Origin of the sequence: Wolbachia endosymbiont (group A) of Andrena helvola, assembly GCF_964028415.1 — a bacterium.
GTDB classification, from domain to species: domain Bacteria; phylum Pseudomonadota; class Alphaproteobacteria; order Rickettsiales; family Anaplasmataceae; genus Wolbachia; species Wolbachia pipientis.
In genome coordinates, this window is the sequence record NZ_OZ034779.1 from 171100 (window position 1) to 192302 (window position 21203).

At 34.1% G+C, this 21203-nt stretch carries 16 protein-coding genes and 5 pseudogenes; 12 read left to right on the forward strand and 9 right to left on the reverse strand.

Annotation, left to right across the window (positions count from 1 at the left end):
- Positions 1–35 precede the first annotated feature (35 nt).
- A pseudogene (locus ABWU73_RS00950) lies at positions 36–868 on the forward strand (IS5 family transposase).
- On the opposite strand, the gene ABWU73_RS00955 reads toward ABWU73_RS00950, so the two are convergent.
- Entirely contained in the window at positions 848–1651 is an 804-nt protein-coding gene (locus ABWU73_RS00955; protein WP_265017769.1) for a hypothetical protein, read from the reverse strand. The pseudogene ABWU73_RS00950 and the gene ABWU73_RS00955 sit on opposite strands and share 21 nt — an antisense overlap.
- Positions 1652–1786: 135 nt before the next feature.
- Here ABWU73_RS00955 and ABWU73_RS00960 point away from each other — a divergent pair, with 135 nt between their 5' ends.
- Entirely contained in the window at positions 1787–3061 is a 1275-nt protein-coding gene (locus ABWU73_RS00960; protein ID WP_010082345.1) for an APC family permease, read from the forward strand.
- A gap of 213 nt (positions 3062–3274) precedes the next feature.
- Here the strand turns inward: ABWU73_RS00960 and ABWU73_RS00965 are convergent.
- A pseudogene (locus ABWU73_RS00965) lies at positions 3275–4227 on the reverse strand (IS110 family transposase).
- Between the two features lie 320 nt (positions 4228–4547).
- Positions 4548–4991: a hypothetical protein gene (locus ABWU73_RS00970; RefSeq protein ID WP_265017768.1), complete on the reverse strand. Its 444-nt coding sequence runs from the start codon at positions 4989–4991 to the stop codon at positions 4548–4550.
- On the opposite strand from ABWU73_RS00970, the gene ABWU73_RS00975 reads away from it, so the two are divergent.
- Entirely contained in the window at positions 4982–6151 is a 1170-nt protein-coding gene (locus tag ABWU73_RS00975) for an IS4 family transposase (protein ID WP_264329432.1), read from the forward strand. The two genes, ABWU73_RS00970 and ABWU73_RS00975, sit on opposite strands and share 10 nt — an antisense overlap.
- Positions 6152–6391: 240 nt before the next feature.
- Positions 6392–7426 carry an aspartate-semialdehyde dehydrogenase gene (locus ABWU73_RS00980; protein ID WP_010962945.1) on the forward strand — a complete coding sequence of 345 codons (1035 nt, stop codon included), beginning with the start codon at positions 6392–6394 and terminating at the stop codon, positions 7424–7426.
- 646 nt (positions 7427–8072) lie between these two features.
- On the opposite strand, the gene ABWU73_RS00985 is transcribed toward ABWU73_RS00980, so the two are convergent.
- Positions 8073–9398: an IS4 family transposase gene (locus ABWU73_RS00985; RefSeq protein WP_341810265.1), complete on the reverse strand. Its 1326-nt coding sequence runs from the start codon at positions 9396–9398 to the stop codon at positions 8073–8075.
- A gap of 350 nt (positions 9399–9748) precedes the next feature.
- Positions 9749–10249, reverse strand: coding sequence for a Smr/MutS family protein (locus ABWU73_RS00990; RefSeq protein ID WP_264329445.1), 501 nt, complete (start codon positions 10247–10249; stop codon positions 9749–9751).
- A gap of 92 nt (positions 10250–10341) precedes the next feature.
- Between ABWU73_RS00990 and rlmB the strand changes: the two genes are divergently transcribed.
- The 4 genes from rlmB (at position 10342) to ABWU73_RS01010 (ending at position 13593) form a co-directional block, all read left to right on the forward strand.
- Positions 10342–11106, forward strand: a complete 765-nt coding sequence (gene rlmB / locus ABWU73_RS00995) for a 23S rRNA (guanosine(2251)-2'-O)-methyltransferase RlmB (protein ID WP_038199241.1) — start codon at positions 10342–10344, stop codon at positions 11104–11106.
- Positions 11107–11185: 79 nt separating this feature from the next.
- Positions 11186–11908, forward strand: coding sequence for a Bax inhibitor-1/YccA family protein (locus ABWU73_RS01000; protein ID WP_010962942.1), 723 nt, complete (start codon positions 11186–11188; stop codon positions 11906–11908).
- Positions 11909–12445 carry a cytochrome c oxidase assembly protein gene (locus ABWU73_RS01005; RefSeq protein WP_010082343.1) on the forward strand — a complete coding sequence of 179 codons (537 nt, stop codon included), beginning with the start codon at positions 11909–11911 and terminating at the stop codon, positions 12443–12445.
- A 170-nt stretch (positions 12446–12615) separates the two neighbouring features.
- Positions 12616–13593, forward strand: a complete 978-nt coding sequence (locus tag ABWU73_RS01010) for a quinone oxidoreductase family protein (RefSeq protein ID WP_038199239.1) — start codon at positions 12616–12618, stop codon at positions 13591–13593.
- Positions 13594–13949: 356 nt separating this feature from the next.
- Here the strand turns inward: ABWU73_RS01010 and ABWU73_RS01015 are convergent, their stop codons facing one another.
- The 3 genes from ABWU73_RS01015 to ABWU73_RS01025 are packed head-to-tail and all read right to left on the reverse strand — an operon-like array spanning position 13950 to position 15005.
- Positions 13950–14423, reverse strand: coding sequence for a transposase (locus tag ABWU73_RS01015; RefSeq protein WP_250296353.1), 474 nt, complete (start codon positions 14421–14423; stop codon positions 13950–13952).
- 49 nt (positions 14424–14472) lie between these two features.
- Positions 14473–14883: a transposase gene (locus ABWU73_RS01020; RefSeq protein WP_151807722.1), complete on the reverse strand. Its 411-nt coding sequence runs from the start codon at positions 14881–14883 to the stop codon at positions 14473–14475.
- Positions 14868–15005: a hypothetical protein gene (locus ABWU73_RS01025; protein WP_209452472.1), complete on the reverse strand. Its 138-nt coding sequence runs from the start codon at positions 15003–15005 to the stop codon at positions 14868–14870. Before ABWU73_RS01025 ends, ABWU73_RS01020 begins: the two co-directional genes overlap by 16 nt.
- 122 nt (positions 15006–15127) lie before the next feature.
- On the opposite strand from ABWU73_RS01025, the pseudogene ABWU73_RS01030 reads away from it, so the two are divergent.
- A pseudogene (locus ABWU73_RS01030) lies at positions 15128–16110 on the forward strand (IS4 family transposase); the annotation flags it as partial.
- A gap of 364 nt (positions 16111–16474) precedes the next feature.
- Positions 16475–17800 (forward strand): IS4 family transposase, encoded by a 1326-nt coding sequence (locus ABWU73_RS01035; protein WP_264339118.1) that lies wholly within the window; start codon positions 16475–16477, stop codon positions 17798–17800.
- Positions 17801–17812: 12 nt separating this feature from the next.
- Here the strand turns inward: ABWU73_RS01035 and ABWU73_RS01040 are convergent.
- A pseudogene (locus ABWU73_RS01040) lies at positions 17813–18683 on the reverse strand (IS110 family transposase); the annotation flags it as partial.
- Positions 18684–18899: 216 nt separating this feature from the next.
- On the opposite strand from ABWU73_RS01040, the pseudogene ABWU73_RS01045 reads away from it, so the two are divergent.
- Both ABWU73_RS01045 and ABWU73_RS01050 read left to right on the forward strand, forming a co-directional pair.
- Positions 18900–19307, forward strand: a pseudogene (locus tag ABWU73_RS01045) (IS4 family transposase); the annotation flags it as partial.
- A gap of 157 nt (positions 19308–19464) precedes the next feature.
- Positions 19465–21078 (forward strand): hypothetical protein, encoded by a 1614-nt coding sequence (locus ABWU73_RS01050; protein ID WP_010962938.1) that lies wholly within the window; start codon positions 19465–19467, stop codon positions 21076–21078.
- Positions 21079–21203 lie beyond the last annotated feature (125 nt).

Sequence of the window (21203 nt, forward strand, 5' to 3'; positions counted from 1 at the left end):
GGCTATAATATCTGAAATTTTAGTACGGGGTAAAGATGAGAAAAAAGTATCCAACAGATCTAAGCGAAAGGGAATGGGCAAGAATAGAAAAACACTTCAGAGTATCATACAAGAAAGGAGGAAGGCCGCCAAAGTATAGCAAAAGAGAAATATTAGAAGCAATTTTCTATGTATTGCGTACAGGGTGTCAATGGCGGTATTTACCAAATGATTTTCCGCTATGGAAGACTGTGTATGAGCAGTTCAGGCAATGGAAGAAGCAGGGAATTTTTGAGAAAATGAATTATGAAATTACAAAATATAGTAGAAGAAAAATAGGAAGGAATGAGCAGCCGAGTGCCTGTATAGTAGATAGTCAATCTGTAAAGACTACAGAAAAGGGGGGATCAAAGGCTATGATGGAAGTAAAAAAGTAAAGGGTAGAAAAAGGCATATAATTACAGACACTCAGGGTTTTATACTAGGTTGTTACGTAGGCGCTGCTAACGAAAATGATAGAGATGGTATTAAAATAGCATTAAACAATATGAGAACAAAATATACTAAAGTTAAAAAAATGTGGGCTGACATGGGATACCAAGGAAGAAATTTAAAGAATCACATAAAGGAAGAATATGACATAGATATTGAAATTGTTAAAAGGCCTCCATGTAGATTTTGGGTGCACAAAGATACGCCACCTGAGCTACTACCAACAAGAGAACAAGGGTTTAAAGTACAGCCAAGAAGATGGGTTGTAGAAAGGACTTTTGCTTGGGTTAATAGGAATAGAAGGCTATCGAAGGAGTATGATTTACTCACAACATCCACTGAGAATTTCATATACCTAGCTATGAGTAGGGTTATGTTAAAGAGGGAATATGCTTGAATTTACTAGTTTCCGGACAACCTCTAAACCGCTTATATAACTTTTAAACTCTTCATCCAACTCATTTAACGGCGTACCATGTTCTTCCTTTAATTTTTTGGCACATTCAATAACGCTTTGCTGAAAACTTCTAGTATGAACGCTCTGACTACTAGTACCCACATCACTTACATTGAACAAAAAGCTTAGCTGCTTTACATTCAAACCCAAAGGTGAAAAGAGTTTTACTGATGGATATTTTATTAACTCAAGAAGTGCTACTGGAATTAGCAGTGCATAATTTAACAATAATAAACCAAAATTAAATATAAGAAACCCACGTAGAGCTGATACCTTTGATGCAATATACAAAAATGGAAGCTGTAGGTAATATATCAAGTGTATACTGAAGAATAAGATTTTGTCCTTTAATTTTATTGTTGGATCTTTATAAACCTCAAACAACATGCTATTGCTATCAATATTGTTGTTTTTAAAGGAGGTATAGTTGTTTATGATCTTCTCTTGCAAGGGAAGAAGCATTTTATTCAGGCAAATAAACGCAGCAATAACAATAAAACCTGTAGCCAAAAATGCTAGTGCAGGGCTAGAAGTGCTTGTAGATAAATAGGCATAAAGACCATCAACAATTAAGTTTTTGTATAATCTTTCAAAGGGACGAACTAGAATCGGGTCAAGGATATAGTTAACAAGAAGATTTAAATAATACACGAGAAACAAAAGTGCAATCAAAAATGCAATAATACTACAAACAACCAAAAATGCTTTTAATCTCGGATTCATAACCCCCTCTTAATAATCTGTTAATATAATCTATTTTAGGAATAAATTGAAAAAAATGCAAGTTTTTATGTTAAAAGATCAATTGAAATTTCTGAGTTTAGGGTATATTGTTAATCTATTTAGATAAGAATTATTGTGTCAAATAAAATAGGTTTTTGGGCTATTTTTGCCTTAGTGATTAGCAGCCAAATTGGCTCTGGAATTTTTATGCTTCCAATTAGCCTTGCTCCATATGGCATGTATAGCCTTATAAGCTGGATAATATCAGGGCTTGGTGCTATATCTCTTGCTTTAGTTTTTGCCTCACTCTGCGCAAAATTTCCGGAAACGGGTGGCCCTCACGTCTATGTAAAGCATGCTTTTGGCCCTGCTGCAGCTTTTTTTGTTGGTTGGACGTATTGGGTGATCTCATGGGTTAGCACAACAGCCGTAATAGTTGTGGGTGTTGGTTATCTTACACCATTTTTCCATGAAGATATTCAAAACGTACATCTGTTTTTAGAGATGTTATTACTTACAATTATTACACTAATAAATTTTAGAGGAGTAGCTACTGCTGGACGTGTTGAGTTTTTATTGACGGTGATAAAAATTTCTGTATTGCTTGTAATACCTATAGCAGCATTGTTTTTTTTTGATAGAAATAACTTCATCATAAGTGAAGAAATATCAAATCTTACAACATCGCAGATTCTTGCCCGTTCTACACTTATTACTCTATGGGGTTTTATTGGAGTTGAATTGGCAACAGCACCTGCAGGGTCAGTTGATAATCCAGCTAGAACAATACCAAGAGCTGTGGTACTTGGAACAATCTCTGTTGCTGTTGTGTATTTTATCAACAATCTTGCAATTATGGGATTAATAAATGGCAATGATTTAGCAAGTTCAAGAGCACCATATGTTGACGCAATAAAAATTATGGCCTCTGGCAATTGGCACTTGATTATTTCTATAACTGCGTTCATTTTTTGTGTTGGTACTTTAAACGCTTGGGTACTAGCTAGTGGACAAGTGGCCCTTGGCCTTGCAAAAGATAAACTGATGCCACAGTTTTTTGCTCAAAGAAACAAGCACGGTTCTCCTTTCTGGGGCATAACAACTAGCTCAGTTGGAACTGCAACTTTACTAATCCTCACTTCAAGCAACAATTTTGCTAAGCAGATCACATCAATTATCGACTTTTCTGTAGTTTCATTTTTATTTGTTTACCTTGCATGCAGTCTTGCTTTTCTCAAAGTTATTGTGCAAGAAAAGAGTTGTTACAAATTTTTAATTGGCAGTATAGCAACAACCTTTTGCTGCTGGGTAATATTTGAAACTTCTGTGAATACCTTGCTGATCGCAAGCTTATTCACTGCAAGTGGCGTACCTCTTTATTTATTTTGGTATCGCAGAGTTTCTGTATAGCAAATGTTATGTATCTGTTCAGCAGAGTGGCAAAATAAGGTAGACGAGAAAAGACAACTATAGGAAGAAATGGGTGTCATGCCAGTGCGTGACACTGGCATCCAGTTCTTTCGCGCAGTTCCATCAAAAACGTTGTAAAGGATTAATCGCTTTCGTGTTTACCAACTTAGTGCCCAATCTGGATCCCAGATACTGTCTCTGCTGTCAAACAAATTATCCAACAAAATTACAATTAAATGGTTGATTATTTTTAAGAATACCAAAAAAGACATGCATTAATTTTCGCATTAACGCAAGAACTATGACTTTTGGACATTTGCCTTTACTTGCTAGACGCTGACAAAACTTTTGAAAATGATTATTATGGTTTTTGACTACTATAGCTGGCATATAAAGAGCTTTTCGAATACGCTCAGATCCTATTTTGCATATGCAACTTCTCTTACTTACTGACGATCCCGATTGATAATGTCCTGGCAGCAAAAGCTGTAAATTGTTTAGCATTGTCAAAGTTATCAACTGATGGCATTTCTGCGACAACAGCAACAGCAGTAAGATATCCTATACCTTTTATAGTCTTAAGGTTTTCCACCATATTTTTTAGATGTGGATAGTTATTTATATGCTCATTAATTTCTTTTTCGAGAACAATAATTTGCTCCTCTATTGCCAAAATTACTTTAGATATAGCTTCTTTGCAACTGGAATGCATATTTTTGTTTTCCAAGCGATTTGTCTGTTGCACCTTATCATCTTTTAGCGATTGCATGCAACGGTAAAGCTCCCTCAAATGCCTCATTTCAGGTGCAATGGGCTTCCAAAGAGCAGGTTTGTTGGCGATACAAAATCTAGCTATCATAGCTGCATCTGATTTATCTGTCTTATTTCTGAGCAGCTCACTTTTGCCAAAAGCTTTCTGGGTTTACTATACTGACATTATGTCCTAAATCGTGCATAAAAGTAGCCAAATCTTCTCCATACCAACTAGTTGCTTCAAGACATAAATGAGTAAGATTTGCTCCATGGCCATTGCACCAAACTACAAGTTTTGCAAAACCATCTTGATTATTTTGAAAGACTTTGTGTCGTTTTTTACTGTCCACTAACAAACAAACATCAAATTTCTTTTTTGAAATATCCACACCCAAAATAGCATTTACTTGCATAAAATTGCCTCCAAGACTATAAATAAACTGAGAGTTTAGACTAACCTTGTAATACGGGATATAATTCCAAAAGATACTGTTCAGTCTTTAACTCTATGGGAGGGAAGCAAAATCTGGCTTAATGGCATTAGTGTCGCATCAGCTTCACCCTCCCTGTGAGGTATTTTAGCTCTAATGCCTCACATCATAAAGATACAAGTGTCACGCACTGGGATGACGAGAAAGGAGCACTGGAATTTTTGTTTCAATATTTGTACATGAGCCATGCATCTGAACAGATACAATGTTATAACTAGAGATAATTTTTAAATGATTGATATTTATGAACTACGACTTTTCTTGTTGTCCACTTGTTCAACATTACCCTTCTCAAGTTTACTATCTACTTCTTTTGTGTGTTCATCATCTATACTAGTTTCATCTTTTATCTTACTAGGGTAATCTTCCTGCGATTTTTTATATGCTTCCATGTTGTCATATATAGGGTTACTGATGATTTCTATTTTTTCAGGTGTGAAAATCCTTGCTAAAAATCTCCTTATTATTGGTATTGACCTTAAGAGATCTCTTAGCTTTGAAGATTCTTGTCTTTTGTTTAGAGACTGTTGGTCTATTTTAGAGGTTTTTACACCATACTTTTTATCATCAAAATTTATTGTAGGCTTTCTTTTATTCGAAAGAACACTTTGGGCCTTTGATCCATAAGTGTTGAAAGTAACACAAAAAAGACATAAAGAACTATTATTGCAAGAAAATGGAGGCAATAATGGATCAAATAGAAAGAGTACTAAATTTAATAAAAGATGAGGATTTAGAAAGGCTAGGAAAATTAAGTGAAGTAGATAAATGTAATACTAAATTGTTGGGCAAGATTATATTTAAAGGTCTAATGAAGTTAATATTAATGGGGCAAAAAACAAGCCTAAGAGTGCTAGAAATGGTAATAAACAGGTGTATAATGGATAAGAATAGCGATAAAAGTACAGTAACATACAGTGGTTTGTCAAAAAGGTTAAAAGTTATAAATCCAGAATATTTTAAGGGAGTATACATTGATTTGATGAGCAAGATTAAAAAGCTATTACCCCAAAAAACATCAAATAACTTACATAAGTTTGATTCGACGATCATAAATTTATCGGGATATCTCATAAAAGATGGGCTAAAAATAGGCGGTAAAAGTAACGACAGTCAAGTTAAAGTGAGTGTAGGATTAAAGGATCAATTGCCGACAAGTATAAGATTTTGTAAAGGACAAGAAGAAAGTAGTGAAGATATAGCATTAGTGAGAGCAATTAATGAAGCTAAAGTTGAAAAAGAGGATATTTTATTATTTGATAGAGGAATCAGAAAAGTTGGAACTTTTGCCGAATTTGATGAAAAGGAGTACAAATTTATCACAAGAGTTAAAGTAGGAAGAAAACATGATGTTATAAGCAGGAACAAAGTTATAAGAGAACAAAAATCGGATGGATCAGAGATTTTAGAAGATATAATAGTTAATCTTTATCGTGCACGAGGTAAAGTGGCAGAAAAGCATGATCTACGGCTAATAAAAATCAGAAATAAAATTGGAGATGAAATATGGTTTTTGACAAACTTGTTTGAAATGCCAGCTTATGAAGTAACAGAGCTATATAGGCGCAGATGGGATATAGAAGTGTTCTTTAAATTTATAAAGCAAAATCTTGGATATAAGCACTTTTTAAGCCATACTATGAATGGCATGAAGGTGTATATTTACATGATTATTATTACGGCTTTGTTATTTCTTGTTTATAAAATCAAAAATAATCTACATGGGTTCAAAATAGCATTACTGCAATTCACATTGGATCTAAATGACTCTTTTATACGTTCGATTGTTTTACTGTCGGGAGGTAATTTACATGCCGTTGATCATCTCATATCACGTTATTTTTGATACTTTCAACACTTATGGCCTTTGATCCATTGGTTCCTTCAGGCCCTTGAGGTGTAGACATTGCAGGTTTAACCTTAGTTTCATCGTATTCCTTACTCATCTTTCATTTCATTATGTAATATTACTAATATTGCATAATAATAGCTAAATTACAATTAATTGCAAGGTAAAAATATTAAAACAATTGTAAATTTTGTCAGTAAAAATATAATAGAACTTTAAAATTAGAGGTTCATCTATATGAGATACAAAATTGCTGTTATTGGAGCAACCGGAAGAGTAGGGCGTGAGGTATTAAGCACGCTTGCTGAATTTCAAGATGAGGCGATAGATTGCGTTATTGCACTTGCATCGAAAAAATCAGAAGGGAAGAAGGTGAGCTTTGGTGACAAAGAGTTAACAGTTTTATGCCTTGAGGATTATGACTTCGTTGGAACTAATGTAGCCATTTTCTGTGCTGGATCTCATGTTTCTGAAGAGTATGTACCAATTGCAACACAGGCTGGATGCATCGTGATAGATAACAGTTCCCATTTTAGAATGAAAGAGGGTGTGCCACTCATTATTCCAGAGATTAATAAAGAAAAAATTATGGAATATAAAAACCACAACATAATATCCAATCCAAACTGTACTACAATACAGATGCTGCTAGTACTACATCTATTACACCAAAAAGCAAAAATAAAGAGAATCGTTGCTTCAACTTATCAATCAACTTCTGGTGCAGGCAAAGCAGCAATGGATGAGCTCTATGACCAGACAAAAAAAATCTTTATGAACGAAGCTAAAAAACCCAAGATATTCTCTAAGCAAATAGCATTCAATTGCATTCCCCATGTAGGAGAATTCATGGAAAATGGCTCTACAGAAGAGGAATGGAAAATGCAAGAGGAGACAAAAAAAATTTTAGAGGAAGATATAAAAGTTACTGCAACTTGTGTAAGGGTACCCGTCTTTATCGGTCACGCTATGGCAGTAAATGTGGAATTTGATCAACATATCACTGAAGAACAAGCTCGTGAAGTGCTAAGTGAAGCCGAAGATAGTGGAGTTTTAGTGTACAACAGGCGTGAAGATAGTGAATACATAACTCAAATTGATGTTGTACAGGAGAATGCTGTATATGTATCGCGTATTAGAAGAGACAATACTGTTGAGCACGGATTAAATATGTGGATAGTGGCTGACAACCTGCGCAAAGGCGCAGCATTAAATATAGTGCAGATTCTTGAGATTTTGATAAGAGAGCATTTGTCAATCAAGTGCATATAGAGCGCACGTACGTTGTAATTCGAAGGAAATTGTATATCACATGGCAGCGCGTGACGCTGGAATGGCTTTGTTGCATCGCTACTTATGAAAGGCTAACTATAATTAGGATTATAAGCAACTTATTGAAAATCTTGTTTTTTTTGCAATCAATCTGATCAAATTTAAGAATAGTAACTTGTTATTTATATTAATAAATTTAATTCTATTGAAAATAGCTAAAGCATTGAAATTCTTGAATTTTAGCCGGATTAGTGAGTGGTAGTGAAATTTCTTTTACTCAAATTTAGGTATTCACTGACCGTTCTTGTTATAAATACCAGAATAATAAGCTACTGATATTCTCCACCTTTTTTATCTTTAATCCATCATAGCTAGCGATGCAACAAAGCCGGCTGGATTCCAGTGTCAAGCACTGGAATGACACCATTTGCTGTGCAGTTTACCTTCAAAAATGAATGTTCGTACAGCTATGGAATAAATCGCGGTATGACGGTTCGCAGCGGTATAGTAACTCGTCACCCCGCTACTTGTTAGCGGCTGAGATACCGCGGCGGTATGACGTAGAAGCTATACTTTTATACTCACCAACTCAGTATCCAATCTGGATCCAAGTAGTCAAGCTATTCGGATGACCATACGCGTCAAGTTAAGAGATTGTGAGCAAATTTAGAGAGGTTAAAGTGGATACTCTAGCCCTTCTACGTTTGTCTTTTAATGAAAATCGCGACCAAGTTATAGTGAGTTTTTTAAGAAATGCTTTTAAACTATTAATTTTGGTTAATACTAAAAATAACTCTCTAACCCGCCTTTTTAGCTCAATAAATGCCTTTGTTAAGCTAAGTTCTGTATTCTTTTTCACTTCTGTGCAACCAACTATGCCGTGAAATATAAGAATTGCGCACAATTTAGCATATAGTTCACATAATACTCTGCATGGCTTTCCTTTTAGCTTATCAAGCCTGATATGGCTTTTATACAATTTAAATAATAACTCAATTTGCCACCTTACTCTGTAAATCGTTAATACTTGCTCAGCACTAATTTTATTTTCTGGAACATTAGTTATAAATATTGACCAGTTCAACAATTTTTGATTTCTTTTAGAGGATGTATATCCCTGCGATCTTGCTAATCTATTAGCTTTCCTTCTTCTGGCCATAGACTGTTCTTCAGTTAGTTTCTGACATATAATTCTTACTCTAATTTTTGCTTCTTTTCCTAACAATACCTCGTTTTCTAAAAATAACTTATCCTCTAAACATTCTAATAACTCCATTTTTTGATTTGTTTCTACATCATATATGTTGGTATCGGATTTATAACGACTTATGAAATAAGCTCCTATTTCATTGATTTGTTTAAAAGAACTTGGCACAAAATAACCGAGATCAGATATTAGCAAATCATTGCTTAATATATTACTTAAATGTTTCCTATATCCCTGGTCTGATCTTACCCCCTCCGTTAAATTAAGTTGGTCTATTATCTGATTCATGTAGTCGAAAACTAATTGTAACTTTATTCCAGACTTAATATTGCTTTCATAGCCACTGTAGCTAGTACCATAACCTTTATACATCTCTTCCATACTGTTAGGTAGAGTAATATAGCTACTGTCCAATAATTTAACACTATTAAATTGCTGTAAGATTTTGCAATCAACTTGCAAGATATTTTTAAAGAGAATCACAGATTCATTATACATCCTTTTCATAAATTCCACTGCTTCTTCAGTAAATCTAAAATCCAAACCTTGTTTTGTTATATCTATCGAGTCCTCGTTTAGTAATTGACACATTGTTTCTACGCTACAATTATCAACTCCTATATTACCCAAGACCATGGCTTTTACGAATGATGAACCTTTTAGCTTTCTCTTTCTTTTTATAAACCTTGTTGTAATTGAGATTTTCTCTGCTTTTTCATTAAAAAATTCTTTGAGCTTTTTTGATAAGCAAGTTATTTTATTCATTGGTTCTCTCACTAAAAGTATATCTGGGAGAACTTATACCTTATTATTCTATCTCTTTCATACCTTTATTTCCTTAACTTGACGCGTATGATTCGGATGACACCCTCATAAAGTGAAATGAGATCCCGCTAACACGTAGCGGGATGACGAGAAAGGGGCTACTCGGATGACACCCTCATAAAGTGAAATGAGATCCCGCTAACACGTAGCGGGATGACGGGAAAAGAGGTACTGGGAGACATCCTTCCTGGTAGACCCAAATCACAATGTTCGCACAGTTGTGCGTCACGCGCTGCCGAACACTGTATGGTTATACAAGAAAAATTAAGGCTTAAAAGGAATTTTAAGTATCAGGACTCAAGGTTTTTATTCCTTCTTAATAAAACATAAAAAGCCCCTTTACCACCATGTTTTTTCGTAGCTTGTTGGTAGTATAGAACCATATACTGGATTTTAGTATCATTTAACCACTTATTTAAGTTATTCTTTATAGTGTCTGTTTTATTTGTTGCACTGCCGTATCCCGTAATTACCAATAAACATCTATTTCCTGCTCGATAATTTTTGATAATAAAATCTATCAATTTACAGTAAGCATCCTCTATATTATAGCCATGCAAATCGAGCTTATCGCTTATAAAATATTTACCCCTATCAATCTTTGATTTTGTGTTGTAGTCAAGACAAAATGATGAGTTACCATTATTGGTATTAAGAAAATTCCCTTGTAAGTCGGAGGTACCTTTATCAACCATAGACTTTATATTTACTTTATGATCAACTTTCAAAGTAACTTTTCTACATTCTATTGGCTTAACATTTTTTTGCCAATCCAACTCATCGTCCGACATAAACGCATTAATCGAATTGTATAATTTTACAACAATATCTAAACATAGTAAAATGTTGCTTATTCTATAAAAACCAGATTTTCAATAATACGATGAAATCGTCAAAAACTAATGAGAATTTTTGGCTGTATGGAAAGCACACCTGCATGTCAGCACTGAAGAATAAAAATAGGCGGTGTATAGAACTGTTAGTAACAGAAAATTTCTATAGAGAACACGAAAAAGAAATTAAGCAATATGCAAATAGTAAGGGCATTAAAGTTCGATTAGTAGAAAACAAAATACTTAATGACGTTTTACCCAAAGGTGCTAACCATCAAGGAATTGCTTTAAATGTTGCCCCTATTCTTTATAACTTAAGCATCGAAGAAGTAGCTGAAAGCTCAAACGACAGTTCTACTATAGTCATTTTAGATCAAGTCACTGACACGCACAATATTGGATCAATTTTAAGAACTTCAGCTTGTTTTAATGTCGACGCATTGGTTTTACCACATAACCATTCACCGAGTGAAAATGCATCTATTGCAAAAGCAGCAAGTGGGGCTTTAGATATTGTTCCGCTAATATACGTTACAAATATAGTAAAAACTATGCAGTATTTAAAAAAGGTCGGCTACTGGTGTTACGGGTTTGATTGCAATGCTAAAGAAAATATAGATGAAATAAAGAGTTTTGAGAAAAAAAGAGTAATTATTTTTGGTTCTGAAGAGAAAGGAATGCGGAGGTTAGTTAAAGAAAATTGTGATTATCTTTTAAAAATCCCAATGTCAAATGCAATTAACAGTTTAAATGTTTCAAACGCAGCAGCAATAGGCCTATATTCTATTTATATTAAAACAAATGCCAGCGCATAGCTGTTTATAATAAAAACACTTGATAAAAATATGGTTTTATATTATAATGTGTTAAGTAATGGATAAAAGGAGTTATATTATGTCTTATATGAGAAATGAACAGGATATTCGCTCTCAAGGCGTTTATTATAGTGCTGGGCTTAGAAGTTACCTAACTAAAGTATATAATTACATGGCTTTAGCTTTGGGCGTCACAGGGCTTGTTGCATTTTTAACAGTATTTTCTGGTCTTTTTCAAGTAATTTATTCTAATCCCGTTCTATCGCTTGTGGTAATGTTATCTCCGGTTGCATTGGTGTTCTACATGTCTTATAGAATTCAACACCTAAGTGCTCAGTCTGCCGTTACTATATTTTTCTCGTTCTCAGTGTTAATGGGGCTTTCCTTATCTTATGTTTTTATAGTTTATACTGCAGAAAATATAGCAAGGGCGTTTTTCATTACATCAATCATGTTTGGCTCTATGGCTTTATATGGCAATACTACAAAAAGAGATCTTACAAGTATGGGCTCTTTCTTGATTATGGGAGTTTGGGGGTTAATCATTGCGTCTATAGTAAATTTATTTCTTGGAAGTAGTCCTCTCCACTTTGCAATATCGTTCATATCAGTAATAGTCTTTACCTTAATGACTGCGTATGATGCTCAAAGAATCAAGGACGTTTATTATAAACATAATGACGGATCAGAAGTTGCTACTACTAAATTGGCAATACTCGGTGCAACTAATCTTTATTTTGACTTTATTAATATATTTCTCAATCTACTCAGGTTACTTAACTTGTTCAACAATAGGGATTAGATGTTTTCCTTTTTAAGGAAAGGCAGTAAGAATTCTATAGTTTTCTTTTTAGTATCTTTAGTTGTGTCGATGATATGTCTTGCATATGCATCGGTACCTCTATATAGCATTTTCTGTAAAGCTACTGGGTATGGTGGCACAATAAGAAAAGTAACTAACACAACAACAAATATAACTAACCAAAAGATCAGGGTCCATTTCAATGCTGATATAATGTCCGATCTACCTTGGGAGTTTAAATCAGAAACTAACTACGTTGACGTAAACATAGGAGAACAAAGTTTAGCGTTTTATTACGCAAAAAATCTATCTGATCAGCCTTCATTTGGTATGGCGGTGTATAATGTTACGCCTTTCAAAGCAGGTAAGTATTTCAATAAAGTTGCATGCTTTTGTTTTGAAGAGCAAATGTTGCTACCAAAACAAAAAGCAGCTATGCCCGTATCTTTCTATATAGATCCTGAGATAATGCTTGATAGTAATACAAAAGATTTGGGCGAAATAACACTATCATACACGTTCTTTAAGCTTAAGTAACAGAATGTTTGCAAACCGTGTCATTTCAGTAATCAATAGGGTGTCATCCAAGTAGCTGACACTGGAATGACAGGAGGTAACGCAAGAAGTCTATTGATTGTGAAAACAATAACTTTGCAAAATATTAATTGTTAGATAACATAATCAAAGTTTTTATCTTAATATTCATCATGGTTAGAGCTATACAAATTAAAAAAACTGGGGGACCAGAAGTATTAGAATTTGTAGATAAGAGTATAGGTGAGCCAAAAGGCGAGGAAGTTTTAGTACGTCACACAACTATCGGCTTAAATCGTTATGATTTAGAGCACAGAAAAGGTACGCGCAAAATTAAAAATTTACCATCAGTGCTTGGGGTAGAAGCAGTGGGAGTTATTGAAAAGCTTGGTAAAAAAATCAGTGATGGATTGAAGGTTGGAGACAGAGTTGGATATTGCACAGCTCCTCCAGGGGCATATTGTGAAAAGCGCATTATACACCAGAAATATCTGATAAAAATTCCAGATGACATATCTGATGAAGTTGCTGCTGCAGTGCTGTTTAAAGGTATGACAGCTCACTATTTAGTTAATCAATCTTATAAAGTTAGGCCTGGTGCTTTCGTGCTAGTTCATGGGGCTAATGGTGGTTTAGGACAAATAATATGCCAATGGGCAAAGGATAAAAAAGGTGTAGTGATAGGTTCTGTAAGCTCTGATGAAAAAATGAAGATAGCTTTACAAAGTGGCTGCACATACGCAATAAACTACAATGATAAAGACTTCGTTTCTAAAGTTATGGAGATTACGCAAAACAGAGGAGTAGGTGCAGTGTATGACCCTATAGGTTACGCTACAAGCAAGCTTTCTTTTGAATCTTTAGGCAGGTTCGGCATATACGTTTCCTATGGGCAGATATCAGGTAACGCTCCTATTAGTTTTTCTTTACTTAGTTCACGTTCGTTATTTGCAACTGGAACCTCAATATACCATTATAAGCATGATAGATTCACATTAGTGCTTACCACAATGGAAATCTTCGAGATGATAAGAAAAAAACTTTTAACTGTACGGATCAATAAAAAATATAAATTTGATGAAATAATTCAAGCACATCGTGATATGGAAAATAGAAAAGCGAGTGGGTTAAATATTATCAAAATCTCTTAAATAAATTAGTAATTTAAACTAACCATTCATTAAGTCATATCAACTAGAACTTCACATATTTAATTCTCCTTTTGGGGGAATTAAAAGCATATAGCTAAACTGACTTAGATTTACCGACAACCGTCATCCCGCTACGTGTTAGCGGAATCTATACCGCGAATAGACTTCTTGCATAACCCAAATTAAGTAGAAAAAGGTATCATCCGAGTAACTGACACTGGTTCCTTTATGACGGTAGTAGCCCCCCTTCTCCTGTCATTCCAGTGCTCCCTTTCTTGTCATCCAAGTAGCTGACACTGGGATGGCTTTGTTGCATCACACTTTATGAGATGGTGATTTATGGTAAATTCATGTAACTATCTCAAATTTAGCCATACCAATATCAGTGAATTTATTAAGCAAATAGCATTTAGTTCTTTTTCTCGATTTATCTCAGATTTATTCCTAAAACTAAATCCGAATATTTGCTTTAATCTTGAGAAAAACCCTTCAATATAAGATCTTTTCCCATAATTTACTTCTTTTTTCCATTCTTTCATGCCATCTTCACCGTATAATTTTATTAACCTAATAGCAGCATTCCTGTCAGACATATAATCTATTTCTGGATGTTCTGCCGCATTGTTTATTGGTGGAATTTTTGTCTTTATATCATATTCGTTACACAACTTATAAAACTTGTGCCTATCACATGCTCTATCTGCATATAGTGCTTTTATGGCATGCTGAAAATCAACTTCTTTTAGCAAATCACAAGCTCCATAGTGATCAGAGTAGACACCGTTACTGTATTTTACAGCTATGGCTTTTTTGTTGTTTATATTCAACATTACGTGCAATTTTCTCGTTTGCTCATAGCCACGATATTTTCTGTCAGTGCTATTTTCCTTGCTGTGTGTTGTTGTATATACTAATTCCTGTACTGTCTATAGCAATTTCGATATCTTCCATATTATTTTTATCAATTCTGCAATCATTTATCTTAATATTAAGTTTCTTAAACCTTCTTGATGCTTGTGAATAGCTGATAACTGCCAAATCTCTTCCTATTTGTTGCAAATACCCTTTTATAAACCCGACTGTTTGTCTTAAACCAATTCTAAAGAAACTGACGATTATATGCACCAAAATCACAACTTTATCACTATAAATATAGTTGCCGCCCTGCATTTTTGGACAATTCTCGTACCAATTTTCTATGGCGTCATTGATATAACAAAAAATGCTTCCTCTTTCTTGGAGAAATTTGTTATATTCATGGCAGTTACTGACTCTCATTTTTTGTGGCATATTTTTTCTTCAACAGTTAAATGGCTATTTATAATGAATTTTGTCAGTAACTGCCAGTTCTTTTCACTTGAGCGATGCAACAAAGCCCACTGGGATCCAGTTTCACCTTGTGATGGTGTCATGAAAGTAGCTGACACTGGTTTCCATCCAAGACGGTGTCATTCCTTACTATTACCCACAAATATAAATGGACTAAAAAGTAAAATATTACAATATTAAAGTTTGCAAATATTGAGGGTGTAAAATGGCAAGTAAAAGTAGTGAATGGGCTAAAAATGAATTTGGAGATAAAAGGTTAACTGAGCGATTAGTAAAGATTGCTGATATGTTTGACAAAATTACCTGAAAGTTAGATTAATCAAGCATGTGAAAGTTGGTCAGAAGCAAAAACAGCATAACGTTTTTTTCAAAATGAGAATGTAAAAGAAAGTGATATTTTAGCTACACATATTAATAAGACGGTTGAGAGAACAAAAGCTCACAAGAGGGTTCTTGTCATTCAAGATACCAGTTACATTGTATATAATAACCATAAAAAAACAAGCGGATTAGCAAATTTGTCCAGTTATGATACTGCAAAAGGTATTATAATGCATACAGCTCTTGCCGTTAGTATAGAAGGTTTGGTACTAGGGATACTAGATCAAAAAGTTTATTCAAGACCTGAAGAAACTGAGAACCTTAAAAAAAAGAGCGATCGCATTGAAGATAAAGAAAGCGTAAAGTGGTTGGAAACTTTAAGAAAAACAAATAATATTATTGATCCAACTCAAACTGAGACTATAACTGTATGCGATAGAGAAGCAGATATATATGACTTTTTTGAGCTTGCACATAATCTTAATTCGGCAGTGCTAGTTAGAGCATGCAGAGATAGAGCAGTAAATAGAAAATCTCGATATCCTGAAAAAGGTGAGCAGAAGTTATGGGCATTTATTAAATCCTCTCATTGTGCAGGTACGGTAGAAGTTGAAGTTCCTGTAAAAGATAATAAGCCAAAAAGAACAGCACGTTTGGAAGTTAGATTTGGAAAGTTTATGATGAATCCATCTAAGAATAATATTAGGCATAAGACGGAAGAACTACCTAAATTACCACTTTATGCAGTTTATGTTGTTGAGAAAACTCCCCTTCCCTTAAAAAAAACCGCTAGAATGGATGCTATTAACGAATCTTTCAGTTAATACTTTCGATGAAGCTGTTGAAAAAATTAGTTGGTATCAACTATGTTTTTTAAAAATTTTTTTATTTGTGTAATTTTGCAAATTATATGGGCAATAAAAACCCGTTTGTCATAGAAATAGAATTTTATATCAAACAGCTACCACAGCAATTTCTGCTTAAGCTAATGAATATGTGCTTTAAGTCTGTGTGGACGCACATATTCATTAGCCAATTTCAGTTACCGTTGTGAAGATTTTTAAGTATGCAAATTAATTGCTTCTTTAAGTCTTGTATTAGCAATTACTATAATTTTACGCATTAGGGCTGTTATAGCCACCATACGCGTCAAGTTAAGGAAATAAAGGTATGAAAGAGATAGAATAATAAGGTATAAGTTCTCCCAGATATACTTTTAGTGAGAGAACCAATGAATAAAATAACTTGCTTATCAAAAAAGCTCAAAGAATTTTTTAATGAAAAAGCAGAGAAAATCTCAATTACAACAAGGTTTATAAAAAGAAAGAGAAAGCTAAAAGGTTCATCATTCGTAAAAGCCATGGTCTTGGGTAATATAGGAGTTGATAATTGTAGCGTAGAAACAATGTGTCAATTACTAAACGAGGACTCGATAGATATAACAAAACAAGGTTTGGATTTTAGATTTACTGAAGAAGCAGTGGAATTTATGAAAAGGATGTATAATGAATCTGTGATTCTCTTTAAAAATATCTTGCAAGTTGATTGCAAAATCTTACAGCAATTTAATAGTGTTAAATTATTGGACAGTAGCTATATTACTCTACCTAACAGTATGGAAGAGATGTATAAAGGTTATGGTACTAGCTACAGTGGCTATGAAAGCAATACTAAGTCTGGAATAAAGTTACAATTAGTTTTCGACTACATGAATCAGATAATAGACCAACTTAATTTAACGGAGGGGGTAAGATCAGACCAGGGATATAGGAAACATTTAAGTAATATATTAAGCAATGATTTGCTAATATCTGATCTCGGTTATTTTGTGCCAAGTTCTTTTAAACAAATCAATGAAATAGGAGCTTATTTCATAAGTCGTTATAAATCCGATACCAACATATATGATGTAGAAACAAATCAAAAAATGGAGTTATTAGAATGTTTAGAGGATAAGTTATTTTTAGAAAACGAGGTATTGTTAGGAAAAGAAGCAAAAATTAGAGTAAGAATTATATGTCAGAAACTAACTGAAGAACAGTCTATGGCCAGAAGAAGGAAAGCTAATAGATTAGCAAGATCGCAGGGATATACATCCTCTAAAAGAAATCAAAAATTGTTGAACTGGTCAATATTTATAACTAATGTTCCAGAAAATAAAATTAGTGCTGAGCAAGTATTAACGATTTACAGAGTAAGGTGGCAAATTGAGTTATTATTTAAATTGTATAAAAGCCATATCAGGCTTGATAAGCTAAAAGGAAAGCCATGCAGAGTATTATGTGAACTATATGCTAAATTGTGCGCAATTCTTATATTTCACGGCATAGTTGGTTGCACAGAAGTGAAAAAGAATACAGAACTTAGCTTAACAAAGGCATTTATTGAGCTAAAAAGGCGGGTTAGAGAGTTATTTTTAGTATTAACCAAAATTAATAGTTTAAAAGCATTTCTTAAAAAACTCACTATAACTTGGTCGCGATTTTCATTAAAAGACAAACGTAGAAGGGCTAGAGTATCCACTTTAACCTCTCTAAATTTGCTCACAATCTCTTAACTTGACGCGTATGGTTATAGCCACCATCTTCTTCTTACCACTTTCAACAAGCTTAGAATAAAAGGCGCCAAGTATAGATTTTGACCTTGTAGCAGCCATAGCGGCTGTAAAGAGCTTTGAACGAACGTTACTTCTACCACCTGTAATCCTTCGGTAACCAACAGCTTTACCACTTTCTTTTGGATGCGGTGCAACTCCGGCAAGACTTGCTACTTCTTTTCTATTTAAGTAACCAAGCTCTGGCATTAAACACAAAAAATCTTGTGATAACTTTTTACCTATTCCAGGAACTGTTTTAAGAATTTTTTGGCGTTGTTGTAATTCGCGGCTTTCATCAATAATCTTTTGTATAGTATCATTGAGTTCGTTTATTTGACTATCGAAAAACTCAATGGTCTTTTGACAGCTTTCTTTTATATGATCATTTTCCGGTGCTTCAAGTCTGCATTTTTCTTGAGTTCTCATTTGCGTAATATCATCACGACGTTGACAAAGTGCAGCCAAAGTTGATTGTTCTGTAGAGGTAGGTACAAATAGAGAGATAGTTCTATGGCGTTCAAATCCATATTGAGCAAGAGCTCTTGCATCTAGACTTTGCTAAAGTTCCGTGAGATAAAATAAAGCTTTTTACTTTACGAGTATTAGCTCGATGCACGGCAATATTTTTGTCGGTAAGAAAATGTGATAAGCCAAGCTCATATTTCCCTGTATTTTCTAAAGTCACTAAAGCATTAGGTAGAATATCTGAAAACTCTTGAAATAATTGTTGCCAACCAGAAGCATTATTATCAAATTCGACAGCATTCTTCTGTTTGTGAATTGCAACGACATTTTTAAATTTTCCGATGTCAATGCCAATAAAATTTTGATAAGATGTAACCATAATAAACCTCGATAGTTTTAGTTAATTTAAGATTGTAAACGGGTGCATATATATGTCCCAAGCAACTATTCAAACGTATCGAGAGATAGGGCTAGCGTACCTTGATACCAACGGTTGTAATACCAATTTCCTTTCGGTCGCGCACGCCCGCTATTCCTAGTGAGCAGGGTTATCTTTCTCTCTTATCTCTTTTATATCACGTTTTTAACTTACAATTGCCTTAGATGGAAAATAGAGATATTACATAAAATTTTAAATCCGGTCTCAAAGTTGAAGAATGTAGGCTTGGAATAGCAGAAAGACTAATGAGATATCTAACAGTTATGAGTATTATTGCTTGGAGGATCTTCTTTATTACATCAATTGCAAGAGCTAACCCAACATTACCATGTACTACCTTATTAGCTGAAGAAGAATGGAAAGTTTTATACGTTAAAATACACAGAAAACCATGTCCAAGTGTAGTTCCCAACATAAAAGAAGCTGTTTCATGAACTTGGAGGCCATTTAGCAAGAAAAAATGACCCAAAACCAGGACCAATTACTCTTTGGAAAGGATATAAACGTCTCTTTGATTTAGCAGAAGGATGGCGACTTGCTCACGAACTTTATATTTGTGGGTAATAGTAAGTTGTTAGGGGGATCTGGAGATACCGCGGCGGTATGACGTAGGGAAATCTTACTTATTATAGCTATAGTTCTACATGAATTACAAAAGTAATATTTACTAGATCTTAATATTTTAGATCTATATTTTAATAAATAATGAGCTGTAATTAGTATGAATAATCCATTTAAAAGTGAGAACTATAAAAAAAATCTCGATTCTCTGATCAAAGCTGTAAAGCTAGGAAATGCAGAGAAACAATATAACAAAACGTTAAGGGATTTATCTCATGCATTAGAAGGTTTTACAGGTGAGGCAAAAGGTATAGCTGAGTTTGTTATATATACTGACTTGAACAATTATGTAGAACAGCCATTAGGTCTTTTTAAAACATTAATGAATAGAATTTTGGGAAAAAATTTTCCAACCAAGAACAGTAGTATAAGTAATTTTGTAAATGATGAGTTGTCAAGTTTCACTTTAGAAACAGCAGCTAAGTATACAAGAATTTTAAAAAAAATTGATCTCTTGGAACAATTAGAAAAAGATTTCAGAAAAAATAATATTTTAAAAGATTCTTTAAATTTAGAACAAAGTGAAAAGAGTCAAGGAAAAGATAGATCACACGAAGTGAGTTTGGAAGGTAGAAAGCAAAAGGAAGGTACTTTTGAGCTGCGAAAAGAAGAACAGCCGAAAGAAAAATTAGGTGGTAATCGCATGAGGCAAATAAAGCGACCAACAACAGCACCTCCGGCTGCTCCAGATTCGAGGAAGGTACGCTTTAAATCAGAAATATCCTCAGATGGAGAAAGCAAGGCAAAGTCTACATCTTCTTTACTAAAAGGAGCTAATAGTTTTAGTATGCCTGATGCTAAGGAAAATCCTTCTGAGGATTCAGGCTATGAAAGTTCATTAGATCAGGGGTCTGAATATGAAGACATATCAAATTATCAAGAGAAAAAGCAAAAGGAAAATCCTTTATATGAGCAGAGAGAAGATTCAGGCTATGGAAGTTCATTAAATGAAGAGTCTGTATACAAAGAGATATCAAATTATCAAGAGAAGAAGAGTAAAATTTTAATAGAAAATTCGCAGAGTTCAAAATCGCCCAAAGAAGAGCCAATTTATGCAACAGTTCCTAAAGAACATATAGAAGCAAAAAGAGAACGTAAGCAGAAACAACAACCTCAATCCCTCGTACCACCAAAACCACCGCAAGTGCCAAAAAAAATGTTTACTACTGGTCAAGAAGTTAGACAAGAATCGAAAGTGGTAATCAAAGATAAACCTGCAGTACCGCCAAAGCCTAAAAATCTAAGCCGTGCTAATCAAAAAGTAAGCACAGAGCCAAAAGTAGTAGGAGTAATTCTTAAAAAATCAGCTGAAAGAGTACCACTAAAATCTGAAAATCAAGACAATAGGAAATCAGCACAAAAAGCTGCTGGTAAGGCGATACCAAAAGTAGCAGCAGCTACTATGAAAGGAGGAGCTAATCGCGAGATGGGCAGTAAAGTAAAGGCATTAAAAGAAAAATTTGAGCAAAATCAAGCAAAAGGAAATGCTAATGTACAGCTTGCTGAAAGCAAAACCACTCCAGCAGCACAAGCGGATATCGGTGTGAAGAAAAAACAATCTCATTCATTTCTAACAGAGAATAAAAGATCTGCAACGAAACACGTAACAGCAAAATCTGATCCAAAATCTCATGTCAGCAAAAATTCCCTTCTCACGCATGCAAATGTAAAGGAAATGGTTGCACAAATTGAGAAAGGAAAAGGAGGAAGATAGTAACATTTGGGAAAAAAACATATGTGTCAAGTCAAGAGATTGTGAGCAAATTTAGGAAATTATAGCTAAACTGACTTAGATTTACCGACAATTTGAAAAACCGTCATTCCGCTAACTATAGTATT